This is a genomic window from Rhizobium sp. BK650 (assembly GCF_014195325.1).
In the GTDB taxonomy this organism is placed as follows: domain Bacteria; phylum Pseudomonadota; class Alphaproteobacteria; order Rhizobiales; family Rhizobiaceae; genus Rhizobium.
In genome coordinates this window covers 395,984-415,762 of sequence record NZ_JACIBK010000003.1, presented here as the reverse complement: position 1 = coordinate 415,762, position 19,779 = coordinate 395,984, and the positions used below count along the sequence as shown (strand labels likewise).

General features: G+C 60.4%; 20 protein-coding genes and 2 pseudogenes. 5 read left to right on the top strand and 17 right to left on the bottom strand.

What is annotated here, in order from left to right; genetic code table 11:
• The first annotated feature begins 12 nt into the window (after nt 1-12).
• A complete protein-coding gene (locus FHX15_RS10235) occupies nt 13-648 on the top strand; it encodes a DUF1062 domain-containing protein (protein ID WP_184396340.1) in 636 nt (211 codons plus the stop codon).
• Between the two features lie 68 nt (nt 649-716).
• On the opposite strand, the gene FHX15_RS10230 is transcribed toward FHX15_RS10235, so the two are convergent.
• The 3 genes from FHX15_RS10230 to FHX15_RS10220 all read right to left on the bottom strand — a co-directional run bounded on the left by FHX15_RS10230 (nt 717) and on the right by FHX15_RS10220 (nt 3,032).
• A complete protein-coding gene (locus FHX15_RS10230; RefSeq protein WP_184396338.1) occupies nt 717-1,277 on the bottom strand; it encodes an NUDIX hydrolase in 561 nt (186 codons plus the stop codon).
• Nucleotides 1,278-1,383: 106 nt separating this feature from the next.
• Nucleotides 1,384-2,388 (bottom strand): inorganic phosphate transporter, encoded by a 1,005-nt coding sequence (locus tag FHX15_RS10225; protein WP_184396336.1) that lies wholly within the window; start codon nt 2,386-2,388, stop codon nt 1,384-1,386.
• A complete protein-coding gene (locus FHX15_RS10220; protein WP_184396333.1) occupies nt 2,388-3,032 on the bottom strand; it encodes a DUF47 domain-containing protein in 645 nt (214 codons plus the stop codon). The genes FHX15_RS10225 and FHX15_RS10220 overlap by 1 nt, the downstream gene beginning before the upstream one ends.
• A gap of 113 nt (nt 3,033-3,145) precedes the next feature.
• On the opposite strand from FHX15_RS10220, the gene FHX15_RS10215 reads away from it, so the two are divergent.
• Nucleotides 3,146-3,700 carry an NUDIX hydrolase gene (locus FHX15_RS10215; protein WP_184396331.1) on the top strand — a complete coding sequence of 185 codons (555 nt, stop codon included), beginning with the start codon at nt 3,146-3,148 and terminating at the stop codon, nt 3,698-3,700.
• 22 nt (nt 3,701-3,722) lie between these two features.
• On the opposite strand, the gene FHX15_RS10210 is transcribed toward FHX15_RS10215, so the two are convergent.
• The 4 genes from FHX15_RS10210 to FHX15_RS10195 form a co-directional block, all read right to left on the bottom strand.
• Nucleotides 3,723-4,565: an oxaloacetate decarboxylase gene (locus tag FHX15_RS10210; protein WP_184396329.1), complete on the bottom strand. Its 843-nt coding sequence runs from the start codon at nt 4,563-4,565 to the stop codon at nt 3,723-3,725.
• Between the two features lie 75 nt (nt 4,566-4,640).
• On the bottom strand, nt 4,641-5,270 hold the full coding sequence (locus FHX15_RS10205; protein WP_184396326.1) for an inner membrane-spanning protein YciB: 630 nt from the start codon (nt 5,268-5,270) through the stop codon (nt 4,641-4,643).
• 12 nt (nt 5,271-5,282) lie between these two features.
• Complete coding sequence (locus tag FHX15_RS10200; RefSeq protein ID WP_184396324.1) at nt 5,283-6,044, bottom strand: ABC transporter permease; 762 nt, start codon at nt 6,042-6,044, stop codon at nt 5,283-5,285.
• Nucleotides 6,041-6,967: an ABC transporter ATP-binding protein gene (locus FHX15_RS10195; protein ID WP_184396322.1), complete on the bottom strand. Its 927-nt coding sequence runs from the start codon at nt 6,965-6,967 to the stop codon at nt 6,041-6,043. Before FHX15_RS10195 ends, FHX15_RS10200 begins: the two co-directional genes overlap by 4 nt.
• A 584-nt stretch (nt 6,968-7,551) precedes the next feature.
• Here FHX15_RS10195 and FHX15_RS31750 point away from each other — a divergent pair.
• A pseudogene (locus tag FHX15_RS31750) lies at nt 7,552-8,959 on the top strand (DUF5939 domain-containing protein).
• 84 nt (nt 8,960-9,043) lie between these two features.
• Here FHX15_RS31750 and FHX15_RS10185 read toward each other — a convergent pair.
• The 4 genes from FHX15_RS10185 to FHX15_RS10170 form a co-directional block, all read right to left on the bottom strand.
• Entirely contained in the window at nt 9,044-9,526 is a 483-nt protein-coding gene (locus FHX15_RS10185; protein ID WP_184396320.1) for a GNAT family N-acetyltransferase, read from the bottom strand.
• An 87-nt stretch (nt 9,527-9,613) separates the two neighbouring features.
• Complete coding sequence (locus FHX15_RS10180; protein WP_184396317.1) at nt 9,614-9,904, bottom strand: hypothetical protein; 291 nt, start codon at nt 9,902-9,904, stop codon at nt 9,614-9,616.
• 7 nt (nt 9,905-9,911) lie between these two features.
• Complete coding sequence (locus tag FHX15_RS10175) at nt 9,912-10,148, bottom strand: hypothetical protein (protein WP_184396313.1); 237 nt, start codon at nt 10,146-10,148, stop codon at nt 9,912-9,914.
• Nucleotides 10,149-10,521: 373 nt separating this feature from the next.
• Complete coding sequence (locus tag FHX15_RS10170) at nt 10,522-10,776, bottom strand: DUF982 domain-containing protein (protein ID WP_184396310.1); 255 nt, start codon at nt 10,774-10,776, stop codon at nt 10,522-10,524.
• 242 nt (nt 10,777-11,018) lie between these two features.
• Here FHX15_RS10170 and FHX15_RS10165 point away from each other — a divergent pair, with 242 nt between their 5' ends.
• A complete protein-coding gene (locus FHX15_RS10165; RefSeq protein WP_184396307.1) occupies nt 11,019-11,750 on the top strand; it encodes a Crp/Fnr family transcriptional regulator in 732 nt (243 codons plus the stop codon).
• A gap of 112 nt (nt 11,751-11,862) precedes the next feature.
• Here the strand turns inward: FHX15_RS10165 and FHX15_RS10160 are convergent, their stop codons facing one another.
• Nucleotides 11,863-12,357, bottom strand: coding sequence for a sigma-70 family RNA polymerase sigma factor (locus FHX15_RS10160; protein ID WP_184396304.1), 495 nt, complete (start codon nt 12,355-12,357; stop codon nt 11,863-11,865).
• Nucleotides 12,358-12,669: 312 nt separating this feature from the next.
• Nucleotides 12,670-13,065 (bottom strand): response regulator, encoded by a 396-nt coding sequence (locus tag FHX15_RS10155; RefSeq protein WP_246778916.1) that lies wholly within the window; start codon nt 13,063-13,065, stop codon nt 12,670-12,672.
• Nucleotides 13,066-13,247: 182 nt separating this feature from the next.
• Between FHX15_RS10155 and FHX15_RS30940 the strand changes: the two are divergent.
• Nucleotides 13,248-13,431 (top strand): annotated as a pseudogene (locus tag FHX15_RS30940) (VOC family protein); the annotation flags it as partial.
• Nucleotides 13,432-13,453: 22 nt separating this feature from the next.
• On the opposite strand, the gene FHX15_RS10150 reads toward FHX15_RS30940, so the two are convergent.
• The 4 genes from FHX15_RS10150 to FHX15_RS10135 all read right to left on the bottom strand — a co-directional run bounded on the left by FHX15_RS10150 (nt 13,454) and on the right by FHX15_RS10135 (nt 19,601).
• The gene (locus tag FHX15_RS10150; protein ID WP_184396301.1) at nt 13,454-14,035 is read right to left on the bottom strand and encodes an AAA family ATPase; all 582 of its coding nucleotides are present in this window, start codon (nt 14,033-14,035) and stop codon (nt 13,454-13,456) included.
• 100 nt (nt 14,036-14,135) lie between these two features.
• The gene (locus FHX15_RS10145; RefSeq protein WP_184396298.1) at nt 14,136-15,422 is read right to left on the bottom strand and encodes an extensin family protein; all 1,287 of its coding nucleotides are present in this window, start codon (nt 15,420-15,422) and stop codon (nt 14,136-14,138) included.
• A 159-nt stretch (nt 15,423-15,581) separates the two neighbouring features.
• Complete coding sequence (locus FHX15_RS10140) at nt 15,582-17,150, bottom strand: peroxidase family protein (RefSeq protein WP_246778915.1); 1,569 nt, start codon at nt 17,148-17,150, stop codon at nt 15,582-15,584.
• A 630-nt stretch (nt 17,151-17,780) separates the two neighbouring features.
• Nucleotides 17,781-19,601, bottom strand: coding sequence for a methyl-accepting chemotaxis protein (locus FHX15_RS10135; RefSeq protein ID WP_184396295.1), 1,821 nt, complete (start codon nt 19,599-19,601; stop codon nt 17,781-17,783).
• Nucleotides 19,602-19,779: the final 178 nt, after the last annotated feature.

Sequence of the window (19,779 nt, the reverse complement as noted above, 5' to 3'; positions counted from 1 at the left end):
AGACCAAGACTTATGTGCGACACCCTGCGAGTCCGATGGACCGTCACGCCGAAAACCGCCCCCCAACCCTGGATCTCTTGCAGTGGATGCGGCGGAATGAGGGCCTTTCAATCCAGTGATAAGATCAGGCTGAATGCCAATGGCCGCAAGCTGGATGCCTGGCTGATCTACAAATGCCTCACCTGCGACAAGACCTGGAACCGACCGCTCTTCGAGCGTCAGAATATCAGCGACATCGATCCGGCCATTCTGGAGGCGCTGCACTCGAACGATATCAGATGGATCCGGGCGGAAAGCTTCAACCTCGACGCCATCAGGCGTAAGGCGCAGCGCATCGACGAATTCCCTGAATTCGACATTGCCAGGGAGGTACTGCGGGAGACTGCCGGGTGGACGCGGCTGGAAATCGAACTGGTCGTGCCGTTGCCTGCGGGCACACGCCTCGACCGTCTGCTGGCATCCGAACTGAAGCTTTCGCGCTCGCGGCTCCAGACGCTCCACGAGAAAGGTCTGCTCCTGACGAATCCGGATCGTCCCGACATCCTGCGGCGGCGCATCAAGACCGGCGTCGAGGTAACGATCGACCCTGGGACGACGGGGGATCGCGAACTCTCCTGGAGGCCTTTGGCGACCGGCAGCCCCCGGTAACTCAGAACGAAGGCCCATATGCCGGGCCTTCGTCGCTCCGGCGCACATCCCGCACCAATTGAAGGCGGTCACCGCGAGGTTGGCAGAGTGGCGAGCGATACCGCCACGTCGGCCACAGACCGCCGGCCGGCGATCCGGCGCGGCTTAAGCCGATCCTGGGATGACAGGGGATTGTCCGTGTCGACAGACCGGAAGAGCGCCTGCAACTCGGGTTCCTCGACGAGCTCCGCCGCTTCGGCTGGCGCAATCCAGATCTTCTGCCTCTGGGTGCGCTCCGGAAATTGATCGCCCTCTTCTTTGAACCGAAGCAGATGGACCGAAACCGTGAGCGGCGTCTCGTTATCCTTGAGGTAGGTGTAGTAGCCGAGCGGCCTCTTCCTGACCTTGCCGATAACGCCCGCTTCCTCAAGCGCTTCCCGCTGGGCGCAGCGATAAGGCTTTTCCTTTTTCTGCAGATAGCCCTTCGGGATCACCCATCGTCCGCTATCCCGGCTGGTGACGAGCAGAACGCTGACCCTTCCGCCCTTCTCGACCCGACAGCAGATGGCGCCGCTTTGGTCGACCTTGCGGCTGCTTTGGCCTGCCGGCATTTTCGCATTCGACTCAGGCAGATCGTCAGATGGATCCATTGTCCGCTCGTTGTCGCCCTTTCCTTGCATGGGAAATAGAGCGCAACGGATGATCGAAAATAGCGCCTTGAAAATTAACTACCGGCGCATCGAACGGCCCCTGCCCTCAGGCAAACAGGCTCGCAATCCCATAGCACGCGGCGGCGATGGCAGCGGCGGCCGGCATGGTGACGACCCAGGCAATCACGATATTGCCGGCAATGCCCCAGCGGACGGCCGAAAGACGGCGCGCAGCGCCGACGCCGATGATTGCGCCGGTGATCGTATGCGTCGTCGACACGGGAATGCCAAGCCACGTCGCTCCGAACAGCGTCAGCGCCCCGCCGGTTTCCGCGCAAAAGCCCTGCATCGGATTGAGCCGGGTGATCTTCGAGCCCATCGTGTGAACGATCCGCCAGCCGCCGAAGAGGGTGCCGAGCGCCATGGCCGACTGGCAGGAGATGACCACCCAGAGCGGCACATGGAAGCTCGGGCCGAGATGGCCCTGGCTGAAGAGAAGAACGGCGATGATGCCCATGGTCTTCTGCGCATCGTTGCCGCCATGGCCGAGCGAATAGAGCGAGGCCGAAATGAACTGCATGAAGCGGAAAGTGCGGTCGACTGCAAAGGGTGTCTGGCGCACGAAGAGCCAGGACACGACGAGGACGAAAAACAGCGCGAGCAGGAAGCCGATCGCCGGCGACATGACGATGGCGCCGACTGTCTTCAACAGACCGCCCCAGACGATGGAGCTGAAGCCGACCTTTGCCCATCCCGCCCCGACAAGCCCGCCGACCAGCGCATGCGACGACGACGAGGGAATGCCGAACAGCCAGGTGACGATGTTCCAGACGATCGCTCCCATCAGTGCCGCAAAGATCACCTGCGGGGAAACGATAGAGGGATCGATGATGCCGGTTCCGAGCGTTTCGGCGACATGCAGGCCGAAGAACAGGAAGGCGATGAAATTGAAGAAGGCTGCCCAGCCGACGGCGTAATGCGGCCGGAGAACGCGAGTGGAGACGATCGTCGCAATCGAGTTTGCCGCGTCATGCAGCCCGTTGAGGAAATCGAAGAACAGCGCCACGCCGACGAGACCGATCAGCAGCGGAAGGGAGAGAGAGGCTTCCATCAGACGTTCTCGATGACGACGCCGCTGATTTCATTGGCCACGTCCTCGAACCGGTCGACGATCTTTTCCAGGTTGGAGTAGATCTCGCTGCCGATCATATAGGCCATGGCATTGCCGCTGGCGCCATGCCGGCGATAGAGCTCCTTCAGCCCTTCGTCATGCAGCTCGTCGGCTCGACCTTCCACCCGCGTGATCTCTTCGGCGATGGTCGAGAGCCGCGACGCATTGGCGCCGATCTTGTCGAGCAGCCCGATGGCCTTCTGCATCAGGCCCGCCGCCTTGACGATCTCGCCGCCCATTTCCTGCATCAGCGGATCGAAGCTCGATTGCTCGAAGAGGCGGATGATCTTCACGGTCTTGTGCATCATGTCGATCGCGTCGTCCATGGACTGGATCAGGTCCTTTATGTCGCCGCGGTCGAAGGGCGTGATGAAGCTGCGGCGGATGGCAAGCAGCACTTCACGGGTGATCTGGTCGGCCTCGTCCTCCAGTGCGACGATGCGGTCGCAATTCTCCTCGACCGCCTCGCCTCTCAGGAGTTTCTCCATCGCGTCGGCGGCTTCCACGACGGTTTTCGCATGCCTGCAGAACATCTCAAAGAAGCGGTCCTCCCGCGGCATCATCTTGCGAAACACGCTCATCATCTCAGGCGATCCTTCCCTTACGCGGACGACGGTCATGGAAGACTGTCATAAATCTGTCATAAAGCGTCGCAGGCAATTGCTCGAAAAAGTAAAAATTGGCAATGCTTGAGGTCATGAAATCCAGCAAAAAAGGCGCAAAATCCCGCGCCGGATCATCAAGGCCCCTGTTGAAGCAGCTTGCCGAACGACCGGAGAAGCTCTTCTCCGGCGCCTTTCGCCAGCAATATGGCGCTCTCTGCTTTCGCTACAGGAAAGGCAGTCCCGAAACCGACCACGCCGACCTCGAAGTTCTCGTCGTCACGACGCGCGACAGCGGCCGCTGGATCATTCCCAAGGGCTGGCCGATGAAAAAGAAGAAGCCGCACGAGGCAGCCGCGATCGAGGCCTGGGAGGAAGCCGGCGTGCGCGGCACCGTCAGCAAGCAGCCGATCGGCCGCTATACCTATCTCAAGGAACTGGATGACGGCGACGTTGTTCCCTGCATCGTCGATATCTTTCAGATCGAGGTTGAGGATACGAAAGACGAATTCCGTGAACTGGGCCAGCGCATGCTGGCCTGGGTCAGCCCCGACGAAGCGGCCCGGCGCGTGCGCGAACTCGAACTGAAATCCCTGCTCGTCGATTTCCGCCCTCGGCCTGGCAAGGGGCAGCGCAAGAAGAAAGGCTGACGAGCAAACCTTCGAAAAGCGGCTACTGCCGGTCGCCGCGCTTCTCCTGTGACATGAGCTGGCCCAGCGTTACTGCCGGGATCGCATCGGCGGCGTAGGTAAAGGTGCCCGACGATTTCACCTCCTCGGCCGCCCGCATCAGCGCCCCAAGTGCTGCGCGCGCAAAGGATCCGCCCACGCTCACGCGGCGCACGCCGGCGGCCGAGAGTTCGGCAACGCTGTAACGAGGCCCTTTCAGCCCCATCACTACATTGACCGGCTTGTCGACGGCGGCGCACACGGTTCGGATGGCGTCGAGATCTGGCAGGCCGGGCGCGTAGAGCACATCGGCGCCGGCCGCCGAGAAGGCCTGCAGCCGCCTGATCGTGTCATCGAGATCCGGCCGTTCCCAGAGAAAATTCTCCGCCCTCGCCGTCAAAAGGAAGGGCAGTTTCCGCGCCGCTTCCGCCGCCGCCTGAACGCGCTCGACCGCCTGCGAAAGATCATAGATCGGCCGTGCCGGATCGCCGGTAGCATCTTCGATCGATCCGCCGACCAGCCCGACCGCTGAGGCGAGCTGGACCGTTTCGGCGCAGGTTTCGGGTTCCGGGCCGAACCCGTCTTCGAGATCGGCCGACACGGGAAGATCGGTGGCGTTGACGATCTCGGCGGCGTTGTCGAGTATCTCGTGGCGCGTCAGGCTTGCAAAAGAGTCCCGTTTGCCTTTCGAAAAGGCATAACCGGCGCTGGTCGTCGCCAAGGCCTCGAATCCTAGGCTCGCCAGTATCCGCGCCGAACCGGCATCCCAGGGGTTCGGGATGACGAATGCCTCATCCCTGCGATGCAGCGCCTTCAGCCGCTCGAACTGCGCCCGTTGCTCCGCCACGACTCTCCTCCTCCGCCAATGACAGCGAAGCCACACTAGCAGCTGCGAACAAAATGTGAACGATATTTGTGACGTCTAAGCGGATTGTACCGACTTTGTGGCTGGATTCTGCCAACCCGTTGCCGCGATCAACGCTTCACGCTCTGCAGCCGGCATGGAACGGATCCTGCGCCTGGCTGTCGCTCGGATCACCGCAAATCCCGCAATCGACAGCGCAACCTTGGTGGCGATTCCAAAGATCGTCATGACTGTCGCCCAGGTCGCGAGATCGGCATTCAGCGCAAGGTAGGCGTTGAGCCCTGCAGAGATGAACATCAGAGCCGCCCAGGCAAGGCCTACATAGGTGGCGACATCGGCGGCTGTGGCCTTGGCAATCGCGGGCAGATAACGGTTCATCCAGCCCGGCCGCAGCATCACCACGCCGACGATCGTGTAGATCACACTCGGCTTGAACAGCACGAAACGCGGATCGGTCGTCAGAACCGTCGCCGTACCGGATGCGATGACGAGGAACAGGCTTAGCCACTCCATGGCATCGACCGGTCTCTTGCGGACGAGTTGAACGCCGATCTGGACGAGACCGAGCGCCATGCCGAGACAGGCCGCGAGAACGGCATTGCTGGTCAACGCATAAAGGATAAGGAAGAGGAAGCTCGAAGCCAGATCGCTGAGCAGCGTTCTCGCCATTTGCAGAAAAGCTTTCATCGCCTCTATCCGTTAGTTGCGCAGCCTGTAGCCCGTCTTGAATATCCAACCGAGGGTCGTCAGGCAAATCACCAGAAACAGCGAGATCATGCCGAGGCTGACCAGCGGATTGACGTCGGCAATGCCGAAAAAGCTCCAGCGAAAACCGCTGACGAGGTAGAGCACCGGGTTGAAATGACTGACGGCCTGCCAGAAGGGCGGCAGCATGTTGATCGAGTAGAAGCTGCCGCCAAGGAAGGTCAGCGGCGGCACGACGAGCATGGGGATGAGGTTGAGCTGCTCGAAATTCGTCGCCCAGATGCCGATCATGAAGCCGAACAGGCTGAAGCTGATTGCCGTCAGCAGGAAGAAGAGCACCATCATGAAGGGATGCTCGATGCGAACATCGACGAAGAGATTGGCGGTCAAAAGGATGATGGTGCCGATGATCAGCCCCTTGGTGGCCGCCGCCCCGACATAACCGATCAGGATTTCCGTCATGGCGACTGGTGCCGATAGGATCTCATAGATCGTGCCGGTGAATTTCGGGAAATAGATGCCGAAGGAGCCATTGCCGATGCACTGGCCGAGCAGCGTCAGCATGATAAGGCCGGGTGTGATGAAGGCGCCGTAGGAGATGCCCTCCACCTCCTGGATACGCGAGCCGACGGCAGCGCCGAAGACGATGAAATAGAGTGAGGTGGAGATGACGGGTGAAACGACGCTCTGCAGGAGCGTGCGCCGCGTGCGCGCCATCTCGAAATAATAGATCGACTTGATCGCCTCGAAGTTCATCTTGCGGCTCCCACAAGCGATACGAAAATATCTTCGAGCGAGCTCTGCCGCGTCGAAAGATCCCGGAAATTGATGTTGTTTTCCCCGAGCCGTGTGAGAAGCGATGCAACGCTTTCATGCTCATTGCGCGTGTCGAACTCGTAGACGAGCCTGTTACCCTCGGCCTCGACCGACAGGCCGTTGCCTTTAAAACAGTCGGGCAACTCGTCCAAGGGCTCGTTGAGCTCGAGGATCAGCTGCTTGCGGCCGAGCTTGGCCATCAGCGCCTCCTTGTCTTCGACGAGCAGCAGCTCGCCGCCATTGATGACGCCGACGCGGTCGGCGATCTCCTCGGCCTCTTCGATGTAATGCGTCGTCAGGATGATGGTCACGCCTTCGGCGCGCAGCCGCTCGACGACATGCCACATGTCCTTGCGCAGCGTTACGTCGACGCCGGCCGTCGGCTCGTCGAGGAAGAGGATGGAAGGCTCGTGCGACAGGGCCTTGGCGATCAGCACGCGCCGCTTCATGCCGCCCGAGAGCTGGCGCAGCGTATTGTCCTTCTTGTCCCAGAGCGACAGGTCGCGCAGCACCTTCTCGATATGGGCGGGATTGGCCTTCTTGCCGTGCAGCCCGCGCGAAAAGCTGACCGTATTCCACACCGTCTCGAACTGGTCGGTGGTCAGTTCCTGCGGCACCAGCCCGATCAGCGTGCGCGTGGCGCGGAAATCCTTCACCACGTCATGCCCGTCGACGGTGACGGAGCCGCCGCTCGGATTGGCGATGCCGCAGATGATGGAAATCAGCGTCGTCTTGCCCGCCCCGTTCGGCCCGAGCAGCGCCAGGATTTCACCGCGCTCGATTTCGAGGTTGATGCCCTTCAGCGCCTGGAAGCCATTTGAATAGGTTTTCGTGAGATTTCTAACGGAAATGATCGGTGCCATCGGGCTCTTCGCGGATATCAGGTCGAATTTCGCCGCTATATAGCCCCTTTGCGAAACTTTGACATCCCGAGGGGGATGAACACAGAATTCATGCCATCAGCCTATCCGGCGACAATGTTGGGCATCGAATGCCTGATCGGTCGATGAAAAGAAAATCATTCTCGTCCTTGCCGATGTCATCAATCGGTGATGTTCGTCCCTCATAAACACATCCGAGGACAGCACCGGCCTCCGCCCGCCGCCCACTCCTTTGCGGAGCCGCCCTCTCGGCGATCTCGTTACGCCTTTTCTGCTGACCTCGGCATTGGTGTGAAATTTATTGTCAGTCACGAAATGCCAGGAACCGGCCAGTATCCCCTGTTTAGCCGCGTTCGTCTAAGCCGGCCCTGTGCCGGCTTTCTTTTTGCCAGCAGACGAGAGCCGATACAGTAAGTGGTCTCCTGCACGGTTCGATCACCTGTTTCGCTCCGGCGCGCGAAAGGTTACATAAGGCGAAAAAATAAACGGCTCGCCTGCCTGCCGTTGCCGCCCTATTCTTGCTCCTTTCGGCCCTGTTTTTCAGGCCTCTACCCGATGGATGAGCGATGCCAGATATAGCCAACCGCGTCATGGCCGTGCGCCAGCATGTCGACGAAACCGTTGCTACCGCAATGGCGCATCTGATCGAAGACGCGCCGGATTTCGGCCTGAACCGCGTCAATCCGCTGGCCTTTGCGCGGACGAACGGGCTCGGCGAACAGGAGAGCATCGCCGCCTTTCTGCATGCCACCCAGCTCGGCCTCTTCGAACTCTCCTGGAACGTCGTCTGCCAAAGCTGCGGCGGCGTGCTTTATCAGGCGGAATCGCTGCAGGGCATTGACCAGCATCACTATAATTGTTCCTTCTGTTCGCTGGATTGCGAACCGACGCTCGACGAAACCGTGGAGATCACCTTCACGGTCGACCCGCGCATCCGCCACATCGCCGCCCACGATCCCGACAGCCTGCCGCTCTGGGACTATACGCGCCAGATCTTCTGGAGTTCGGGCAGCGATCTGCCCGAGCATCTTGCGCCCATCGTCAGCGAGGTTGTTCTCGACGCGTTCGAGATTGTGCCGGGTGCGCGCATGAGCCGGCAGGTTCAGATGAGCGAGGGTGTCGTCATTCTCTTCGATCCCGTGACGCACAGCTCGCGTTTCCTGGAAGTGAGCGGCGAACCGGCCGAAGGCCAGCGCCTGTCGATCGAGCTCGACGATGCGCACCAGGCGGGTGAAGCGCTGCGGGTGGCACCGGGTCTTCTGACGCTCGATCTGGAAAACCGGACCAACCGCAGAATCATACCGATCCTCTGGATCGCCAGCGAAGCGCTGGAAGCGATCCTGACGCGGCGCGTGCCTGTCCTGACCGCAAAGCGACTACTGACGCACCAGACCTTCCGGGATATTTATCGCACCAATGTTCTCGATCTCAACCAGCGCTTCAGGATCACCAGCCTGACCCTTCCTGTTCACCGACCTGAAGGGATCGACCGAACTCTACGAGCGGATCGGCGACCTTGCCGCTTTCGATCTGGTGCGCTCGCATTTCCAGCTCATGTATCAGGTCGTTTCCGCCCATGGCGGCGCGGTGGTCAAGACGATCGGCGATGCGATCATGGCAACCTTCCCGACTCCGGCGCAGGGCGTGGCCGCCGCACTTGATATCCGCAAGGTGATCGACGAACTCAACCGGCGCGACAGCCGCGACGACCTGTTCCTGAAGGTCGGCCTCCATAGCGGCCCCTGCCTTGCCGTGCTGATGAACGAGCGGCAGGATTATTTCGGCCAGACGGTCAATGTTGCCTCGCGCCTGCAGACGATCGCCACCCCGGACATGATCTTTGCAACGACACCAGTGGTCGAGGATGAGGAGGCGCGCACGTTGCTCGCCGCGCTCGGCCGCAGCCTGCACGGCACAACCGCTTTTCTACGGGGGCTCAGCGGCGAGATACCGGTCTACGGCATTCCCGCCTGAACTGAACGCCAAGCGGTAGCAAGCCGGCACCAGGAAGCGCAGCACCATGATCAATTCCGTTGACATGAGAAAGGGGTCCCGCGCTCAAAGATCCCTGTACATCACGAGCGCATCGACGAACCCAAGGGTCGGATGCCGAAACGCCCCCGGAAGCCGGCCGACCACCTGAAAATCGAGCGACTGCCACAGCCGCACCGCCCGCTCGTTTGAACTGACGACGAAATTGAACTGCATGGCCCGGAAACCGCGCCGGCGCGCATGGCCAAGCGAGTGCTGGTGCAGGGTGCGCGCCACGCCCTGCCCCGCCGCTTGCCAAGCGGTCATATAGCCGCAATTGCAGACGTGATTGCCGCCGCCCGCCTGATTGGCCTTGATATAATAGGTGCCGATGATGCTGCCGCCGTCATCGGCGACGAAGGTTTCCTTGTCGGAACCGAGCCAGTAGTCGAGCGCATCGGCCTCGCTCATGTCGCGGTCGAGCGTATAAGTCTCACCCGCCCGGATGACAGGTTCCAGGATCGCCCAGATGGCGCCGCGGTCTTCCGCTCTGGCAGGTCGGATCAGCATGGCCTCATGTTCGCACGACCAGATGGCGCCCCGCAACTGCGGCATAGGGTATGGAAGCGGGCTACGGAACAAGAAGAAGTGAAAGGGTCAGTCGTTGAGGCTCTCGAGGATATCGTCGAGAAGCCGCTCGGCATAGCGCATCGTTTCGAACTGCTCCTCCGCCGACAGCTTGTGGGCAACGCACTCAGCCCGAATGGCTGTCCTCAGCTTCGCCAGCAGGGCTGCCTGTTCATAAGGCGTAAAGGCGCTGTCGCGGACGGTGATTTTCGCGATCGTCTCCAGGATGGCGATCCGCCCTTCCACCTGCCTTGCCGAGCCGACATAGGATGGTCGTGACGGCCGCAGATTTCGGCGCGGAAATGTTACGATATTGCCCATGCACCCCTCACAGGGCCGGTGTCTTGAAATCGGAACCTGACAGCATGGTGTGCAGCTTGTATTCGCTGTCGGCGCCCTGCCGGTAAAGGTCGATTGTCATACGAGCGAGTTCGCGCGCTTCCTTGCAGTCGCGCGACAGCCCCCGCTCGGCGCAAAGCCTGTCGAAGGCCTTCTGCACGATCGCAAGCTCCACCGCACCAATCCAGCGGTCAGGCGCATCCGTTCTGATATTCGGTTGCATCATTTCCTCCCGATCGCCTTCTTGAAGATGCTGCCAAACGCACGAAGGGAGAGAGAGTTCCACAGAAAATGCAGAATGCAAAAATTTTCCTCAAAGCCGGGACCCATACCCCGGCCTCAGGCCTGAAAGCGTTCACGCAGCCACCCTCTGTAGAAAAACATACGCGTTTGGAACTTTTGTGTCCCTTCTCGGTTAGCTCCAACCTGAAGACGGCGCTCGTCCCGAGTGGTCGCCCGCCAGGACGGCAGGGGGACCCATCGGTCCCTTCCTAGGCGAATCCCCTGTCGATCCCATTGTCACGGAGGAGAGCCTGCATGAACATGCGCTCTCAGCGAGCCGGCCTTGGTTTGCGCCCACGGAAACTGCGACGGCGATATCAGTATTCCCCTTCGCTCGACCAGCGGACGCCGGCGGCATCCGCCGCGTCGATAAAGGCTTCCCGCGCCTCGTCAGCCTGAAGCTCGCCCTCCGAGACGGCCGCAAAGGAGGCCAGCGCATTCTCGAAGGCCAGACCATAGGTGACCGGCCACTTTTCGGCGAGAAGCGCTGCCGCGTGGCCCGTGCCACGCACGGTAATGGGGCTCTCCTGGCCCGGAAGCCGGATGTGCAAAGGTATGGTCCAATCTGACATGTAAATAGCGCCGTGGCCTGGATGGATCGTTTCGGCCCGCCGAACGCGCCGGCGAGGATAAAGTTCCCGCAAAATCGCTCTGAATATCTCACGCGGGATCACCATTTGGTGACGAGCCATAAGCCGCAGGAGCGCGGAGGCTGAACAGGATCGCGGTTGCCGCCAAAGGCACCCGCAAAATCGACTATAGCTGGGAACTTCAGCTGTCGACCCGGGTCTGGAGACCGACAAAGAGGATGATTATGGACAAGGCGCTCAATACGGCCGGCGACAATGTATTGCTCGCAAGGATGGACGAGGAGGCGAAACGGCACCTCGCCCCTCACCTGGAGCCGCTCGTTCTGCCGCGGGGATTTGCGCTGTCGACTTCGGGCCATCAAGTGAAATATTGCTACTTCATCGAGGAAGGCATCGCCTCGATTATCGCGAGATCGGCGACCGAACGATCGAGCGAGGTCGGCATTGTCGGGCGCGAAGGCGTCGTGCCGCTAGCGCCGATCCTCGACGGCACGCACGCAACTTTCGACATTTTCATGCAGGTGGAGGGGCATGGTTGGCGCGTCGCCACGGAGCCGCTGCAGGAGGCGCTATTGGCCGTGCCGTCGCTGCGTGGGCTCCTGAACCGCTATGTCCAGACGTTCATCGTCCAGGCAGCCTTCACCTCGCTTGCCAATGCCAATTATCCCATCGAGCCACGGCTGGCGCGCTGGATCCTGATGTGCCACGACCGCATCGACGGCGACCGTATCGGTCTGACACACGAGTTCCTGGCCCTCATGCTGTCGGTCAGGCGCGCCAGCATCACCAACGCGCTGCATGAACTGGAAGGCAGGCGGCTTATCTGGTCGGAACGCAGCATGGTCATCGTCCGCGACCGGACGGGCCTCGAAAAATTTGCAGGTGATTCCTACGGCCGCCCCGAACAGGAATATCGCCGGCTGATCGGCGAACTCAAACAGCCGGAAGCTATTTAGAGCGCCGCGCGTCCACTCGGATCCACAGAGGATGCTCCAATTCTTTGAAGCCAGGCATTAGACTTTTGCTGTAGCCACTATTTGGTCAGCGCCAGTAGGGCGATAAGCCAGCTCACTGAAAGTAGCCGATGTCATGCGCGATGCGCTGCCTGGCCCGGTTTACCCGGCTCTTGATGGTGCCGATCGGGCAATGGAAATGATCTGCCGCTTCCTCATAAGAGCGGCCGTCCACGAGCACGAAAGCGAAGGCGGCGCGGTAAGGCTCAGGCAGGTGCCCGCAGGCAGCTTCCAGCTCATGGCCGCGCAGATGCCATTCCTGATCGGCCGGCACGCTGCCCTGCGACGAGGCGCATTCTTCCGAACCGAGCGTCTCACGTTGCCTGAGGCGGAAGCGCGTACAGAAGGCATTGCGCATAATCGTGAACAGCCAGGATTTCATCTTCGTACCCTGTTTGAATTGCTCGATATTGCCCAGCGCCCTGACGAGAGTTTCCTGCACGAGATCGTCCGCATCCGCGGACGACCGGTAAAAGGTACGGGCGAATGCCCTGAGCGCCGGAATGAGTGCGACCACTTCCTCTTGTAGAATTTCACGGGAATGTTTCATGTCCCAGCTCCCTGGAGCATTTCCGCTTTTCCTTGAATTGCGCAAATGCTCAATCTCCTGTTTTACGCGATTCCGAACGCGAGACGCTGCGCGCCTTAGCTGGAATTGCGACGCATCTAGCCCTCCGAAAAACGGTTCTGCTTTCGGGCCAACGTCGTAGCTTTCATATGGAGGGCTCTTGAGTTGAGCCCCGGATATCGAGCGCTTCGGCTGCTCAGAGAAAAAGGGGGCAGTCTTCTCTTCGTTCCATGAACGGGCATTTTGGTACGGTACCGTACGGTATCCATGCTGCCGATACCTGTAAGGCCGGCGTCAAGCGCCGTTTTCGCGCGACGCAAAAAGCGCCTTGGCGATCTCGACGAGGACGGTAGGGCTCTCGCTCAGTTGGTAGCCGCCATATCCTGGGGGGAGACCCGCACCGGCATGAGATATCGCAAAAACAAAGGGTATTTTGGCGTCCTGCAGCCGCTCGGCGAGCGGAAACACCGTGTCGCCCTCGATGCGAATATCCAAAACGGCGCCGTCGATCCTGGCGATATCGAGCAGCGCCAGACTGATTTCGACCGACGATGCAGGCCCGACGATAACAGCCCCGGCCTGTTCCAGCGCAAGCCGCACCGCGTCGGCGACCATGTCACCGCTTTCGACAATGAGCAGATGCTTTCCCGCCAGGAGCCCGAGATCGGCGATCTCCATCCATCCCCGCAATCGCCTGATCCTGTGATCAGGTCAAGCCTCACTAACTGCCCACTGCGCCAATGGTTTCCGGCGAAAGGTCAGGATATTCAATCATTCTCTGGCAAGACAGACGAAAACGGTCTCTTCCGGCAGAACGCCCATGGCAAATGCGCCGCAGGCGCCGGTGCCGGTGCCGGCGTCGAACAGGGTGCGGCCAGGGAATCGTCAAGCTGGTCTTCGATGTCGAGGATGTCGAAACCTTCTGCGCTCAAAGCGCGCGAAACGGCCTGACATTCGGCCAATGCATAAGGCGGACGGCTATGTCTACGCCAATGCGAAAGACGCCTGCCAGAACCCGATCCAGGTTTCCAGCCGGCATTCCGGAAGGGCCGTTGACTGAAACGTTAGGCCTGCGCCTTCAGGTGCGCTGCAGGCGCAAGAGATCCTGCACGTGCCTATGGATGACTTCGGCACTCTCCTTCGCCGAAAGCAGAGTAACATCGAGGTCGAGCGCATTGGCGTGCCCGGGATCGAGCACCTGCAGCCTCCGGCTGCGCTCTCGCGAAGCCTCGGAATTGACGGACTTCAGCCGCTCGCGCCGCTCCGGCATCGCCACTCGCCTCGCCAGTTCCTCCGCCTCGCAAAGCAATCGCACCGGTATCAGCAGCGACCCGCGCTGCTCCGCGGCATTGGCAATCTGCCGGAAGGTCCGATGACTGCGCTCATCGCCTTGAATGCCGACATGAGTGAAGATGAAATTGGCCGACGGCGCGCTGAAAGCGACGATCGTATCCAGAACCGCCTGCCTCACCTTGCCCGTCTGCTCCCAAATCTCCTTCGGCAACGGCTTCGTCAGATCATGGTCAAGAACGCCGAGCACGGGATTGTTCACCCAATGATTGTCGATGATCTTTGCCGAAAACACCGGGCTCAACCGCTTGGCAATGGTGAGCTTGCCGGTGCCTGGAAAGCCGATGAGCAGGAGAAAAATGCCGGTCATGTGGGGCAGCTCGATATACCACTCACGCTTGGGGGATGGCGCGATCTGTCCTTCCTACCGCTCGCATCATCGAAGTGACCTAGCAGTCCTCCTGCTGCAGCTACTTGCACACCGTCTTTCCGCTTCTGCGCGACATCAGATCGAAATGAAAGTGGTTCCAGTGCTCCGGGTTGTAGCCGGGGCCGAGCACGGTCGTGAAATAATTGCAGCTGTCGCTCCGCACGGCTTTCAACAAGCGCCCTTCCCGGAATGAAAATAGCCCCTTCTTGCGCACGTCAATTTCGTGGCCGTTCTTGAGCACGAACTTGCCGACGTCGATGGCGTTGCCTTTTGCATGTTCGGACATCGGATTGTATCTCTGACGGCTGTTATTCATCCGCCGGCAGGAATAGCCGCCAAGCGGCTCGATGGTCTGGATGCCGGTCCAGTAGCGGAAGCGGGCAGACGGCGCGAGCTCGTTCTTCACCCATTTGGCGAAAGCCAGCGTCACCTGGCAGTTCAGGATCACCGCCGGCTGGACGCCGATATTGCCCGAAAGCCCCTTGAGCGACACCGGATAAGGCACTTGGCAGGCCGGCCCGTTGGAGATCGGCGGGCGGTCTTCGAAGATCACGCCCATGCGCTTCAGCTCGCGCCGGCAGGCAAGTTCCGAGGCTGGCATGACGCCAGGATTGATGGGAGCGGCCGGCTCGCTCATCATGGGATTGTTCGGCCTGAGCATGGCAACCTGTTCCGGCTCATCCTCTTCCGGCACGCGCGTCGGCGCGACAACCGGGCTGCCGTCGCTCCAGGTTTGGGCTTGATTTCCGGCTGCGCGCATCGGTGCCCTGCTCATCTGGCTGGCTGCGATCGGCTGCGGCATGGACCGCTGATTGAGCTGTCTGGGATTATCGGTGCCGATGCCATCGACGACCGGCTGCGTTGCATCGCCCTCGGCGATCTGCTGCTGCTCGTCCTGCGCCAGCCCGACGACCGGCTCGTTGCCCGGCTCGGCGCCGAGTTCCGCATCCATGTTGACGCCGCCTTGAGGAATCGCGAGAGGCTTCACGCCGCCCCAATTGCCGTTCGAGGCGACTTGCTGCCCCGGTTGCGGCGTGGCCATGGGCGCTGATTGCCGCGGTCCAGATCCGGCAAGGTTCGGCGTATTGAGATAATCGATCTGCCCCTGCGTATTGCCGACAGGGGCGCTGGCGACAGGATAAGGCTGCTGGCTCTGAACAGGCGCCATACGCACGGCCCCGCCCCGCGCCGGCGCAATGGAGCTGACGCGTGTGCTGCTATCGACATTTTCAGGCGGCACCAACCCATCGCTGATCGAACAGGTCGTCAAAGCCGCAGAAAGCAGGACTGGCAGGGCGGTACGCTGGAGAAGGGGAAGGAACGCCATACTTATCGCTTCCGCATGCGGCCTGTGATCGGAAAACCTCGATTCAAATTTAATTAAAAACGGTGAATGAAAGCTTTACGTGTGCAGCCTGCACCGTTACCGACGGAAAAAGGCCGCTGGAGCGGCCTTAGGTTGCGTTTCGCCAGTGTCGCAAAGAGCCTAGCGGTTCGTGAAATTGATCATGTCGGCCATGGTAAAATGGCCTGCCTCCCTGCCCGGCAGGGTCGGCCGCCATTTCGGCCATTGCGCCAAGAAGGAATGCCGATCCTCGCGGATGAGGCCGGCGATAACTTCGGCAACGATCGTGCCGCCGACTGGCCCGAGATGCCGGCTATCCGCCGCTATTTCTGCTTCGCGAAGGATGTAGAACCAGAGCGGTGCATTGTCCTGGAAGATGCCGGGGTGCTGCCTCAGCACGTGGCCGCGGGCGGCCCTCACATCGGCATCCTCGCTGTCGAAAAGCTCTTCGTCTGACAACGCCTCCATTTCCATATGGCGCGCGACCGCCTGCCCCGAAGGCAGACCGAGACGCCAGCCGCGCAAAAGGTTCAGAGCAGCTAGCGCCCTACGGATCTTGATCGGCTCCTGTTGGTGGTCGGGCAGGCTCGTCAGCGGATCGACCAGCAGCGTATCGATCTTGTAGGAAGGCTGCGGCAATACGGCCCCAGCAGGCGCCGGGCCATCAGGCGTAATCCCTTCGAAGAAGAAGGACCAGTCGATCGCCCAGAATCCAGGCAATTCGCGGAAACCGTTCAAATTCGCCCTAGGATGGTCCGCGACGTTCATCAGCGAGAAAATCGGGATGCGATGGAACGTTGCCTGCTTGCCATTGAACGGCTGCTGCACGGGATCGGGCGCCACCACGATCCTGTTTAGCGAGTAGCTGGGGCGCACCATCGAATGGCCGTAGCGATACGCGGCGACCGAAAACTCCACCGGAATGAAAGCGTAGCGCCCCTGCGGATTGTAGAAGCGGATCACGGGCTTTTCGCCCCTGCCGACAATGACGCGCTTATAGGTGTCTTTGCCGACGATGCGTGGCAGGAAGTCGTGCAGCACGATCCACTGATAATGCCAACGCACCGTCTGCTGACAGAGCTCGAAATCACGGGTGCCGAGCGTATCGACGACCTTGTTGTGAAATCGCAGGAAAGTCGTGTGGAGCTGCGAGACGATCACATTCTCATCATTGCGCTTGTCGCCGAGGAGCGCACGGCGGATCTTCGCCGTGTTTCGCGGCAGGTCGGGGCGCTTCTTGCGCCCTTGGTCGAAATCCTTGTCGTCGCCGACCAACAGATGCAATTCGTCCGGTTCATAAAGAAAGGGCTGGTCCGCCGGACCGGACCCATAGACCGAATCCAGGTCGAGACGCGGCGTACGGAAATCCTGCAGCGCATTGGGGTCGTTGAAACGATCGAGCGAGGATGCGGGATCGAAGGTGATGTCGTGATCGAGAAACTGGCCGAAATAGGTGAAGCCGGCTGGAATGGTCGGGTTCTCATCCTCAGGCTCTCTCTCGTTGAGTGCCACGTCGACAGGCTTATTTGCCTCGATCTTGTCTGCGAATTCCCCCTGAAACATCGTCTTGGCGAGATCGGTCAGCGCATCCTCGGTATAGGCGGCGGACGGCAGGTTGCGGAACATGCGCCCGAACCGTTGGTCGCGGACGCTGGACTGCGCGACATTCTCCATGCCCCTTACGGGCGAACCATGCTTACTCAGAGCCATTTCGGGCCTCCCTCGGTTACAAATTGAAATGCGATGGCGAAAACCGTGTTTTCGTATGCACGTCGACAGCGAGGTCACGGGGCGTAGAGCTGAATGCAGATGTCTGCTGCCGGCAAACACGCGCTCGCCGGGCCGAATTGCGGAAATGGACAATGGCCACAGCAAGGCAGCCGTGACGATGGTCTCGGATCTCAGTGGATGCGGAAAAATGTACTGGCTTCTATTCCGGTAGCGATCGCTGCCTGGGATATTTCGCCCCTCAAGTACAACTTAATTTTGCATATAACCGAAATATTTGCAACGATATTCTCCTTTTACTTGAATAGGAGACTCCTGATACATGAAATCGCGCAGCATCTTCGCCCGCGAAAGCTCCCGATCTCCTTGGTTGAACTCGGCAGTTTCAACCGGCAGCAGATCCCAGCACCTGCCGGACCTTGCTGCACCTCAACCAGTCTATGGCCACACTGGTGGCGGCCGTCACCATCCGATGCTGAAAGCCGCGGTCATCGTCTGACGACCGCTACGCAAGCCGGCAGGGCAGAAATAGCAGAAACCGATAAAGTCCAACGCAAAAAGAAGGGGCCGCGGCATCGTCTGCCGCGGCCCATATATCAACCAATCAACCCCTTAGGCAGCCCGGCCGTAGCGCGCACCCTGCTCGGCCTGGGCGCTGAGCCGGAACTTCGACAGCAGCGTCCGTAACTGCTGGCTCTCTTCCGCCAGTGTTTGGCTCGCAGCCGTGGTCTCCTCGACCATCGCGGCATTCTGCTGGGTCATCTGGTCCATCTGGTTGACCGAGGTGTTAATTTCATGCAGGCCGGTTGCCTGTTCGCGGGCCGCGGTGGCGATGGTGTCGACATGGGCGTTGACGCGGTTGACGAGCGCCTCGATCTCGACCAGCGCATCACCTGTGGAGCGCACCAGCGCCACGCCGCCTTCGACTTCTGTGGCCGAGCTTGATATCAGCGCCTTGATCTCCTTCGCCGCATTGGCCGAACGCTGCGCCAATTCACGCACTTCCTGCGCGACGACCGCAAAGCCGCGACCCGCTTCGCCGGCACGGGCCGCTTCCACGCCGGCATTCAGCGCCAGCAGGTTCGTCTGGAAGGCGATCTCGTCGATGACGCCGATGATCTGGTTGATGCGGCTCGAGCTTTCCTCGATGCGGCTCATGGCCGAGATGGCGTTGCGGACGATCTCGCCGGATTTACCGGCGCTCGTCTTCGTCTCCGCCACCATGCTGCGAGCCTCGTTGGCGCGTTCGGAGGCTGTGCGCACCGTCGCGGTGATCTCGTCGAGTGCGGCGGCCGTTTCTTCCAGTGCAGCAGCCTGCTGCTCCGTGCGCTTGGAAAGATTGTTGGTGGCCTCGCTGATGTCTCGGGCGCTGTCATTGACGACATGGCTCGATTCTGCGATCGCATTGATGACGCTGTTCAACGCATCGACGGCCGCATTGAAATCGCTGCGAAGCTTCGCATAGTCCTGGCCGATATCGTCGATCGCAACCGTCAGGTCGCCGGCAGCAAGCCGCTCCAGGCCGGCGCCGAGCGCCCGCATCGCCGCGGTCTGGCGTTCGGAGGACGAGCGCAGGCTCGCCTCGTTGTCGCGCCGCTCGCTTTCGATCTCCCGCAGGCGCTCATCCTCGCGCACCCGCAATTCCGCCCGCTCGGCAACGGAGTCGCGCAGCACGATCAGCGATTTCGCCATCTGGCCGATCTCGTCGCGCCGATCGGCATCCGTGATTTCGACTGAAGCATCCTCATCGGCAATCGCAGTCATCGCCGCCTTCAGGCGGGCGACCGGCGAGGTAACGCTGCGCACGATCGCATAGGCGATCAAGAGCGTCGCGACGGCGCCGAGCAGACAGAGAGCCAGGGCCCAGATCGCATTCTGGCGATAAAGTGCGGCGAGGTCGTCGGCATAGACACCGGTGCCGACAATCCAGCCCCAGGGCTGAAAGCCCGCCACATGCGAATATTTGAGAACCGGCTGATCGGCGCCCGGTTTCGGCCAGTAATAATCGACGAAGCCCTGCCCGCTCGCCTTCACCGTATTGACGAATTCGACAAAGAGGTGTTTGCCGTTCGGGTCCTTGTTCTGGCTAAGGTCCGTGCCGTTCAACTCCGGCTTGACCGGATGCATCACCATGGTCGGATGCATGTCGTTGATCCAGAAATAGCCGGTGCCGCCGCCATAACGCATGGAAGCGATCACATCCTTGGCTGCCGTCTGCGCCTGCTCGCGAGTCATCGTGCCCGCTTGCTCCAGCTTGTAATACTTGTCGAAGATGGCAAGCGCCGTCGCATCCATTTGCGCCAGGCCGGCTTTGCGCTCGGCTTCAAGCTCGGAATAGGAATAGTTAAGGAAAAAGATCATGGTCGCGGTAAGCACCGCGAGTGCAAAGGCGACGAGGCCGTAGAGGCGGGTTGAAATCCTGATGTTGCGCATGGGTTCCGGCGGCTCTCATATGTGACAATCATCAGATACTGATATGAGCCGCTTACCGGACGGTAAAACTTGATTAGATGTTGATGAAATAACGCTACGTAAGGCACGATGAGATCTGCGCCAACAGCAGCATCAAACATTTGAATTCAAACCGTATTTTACCTGATAAAAAATTTGA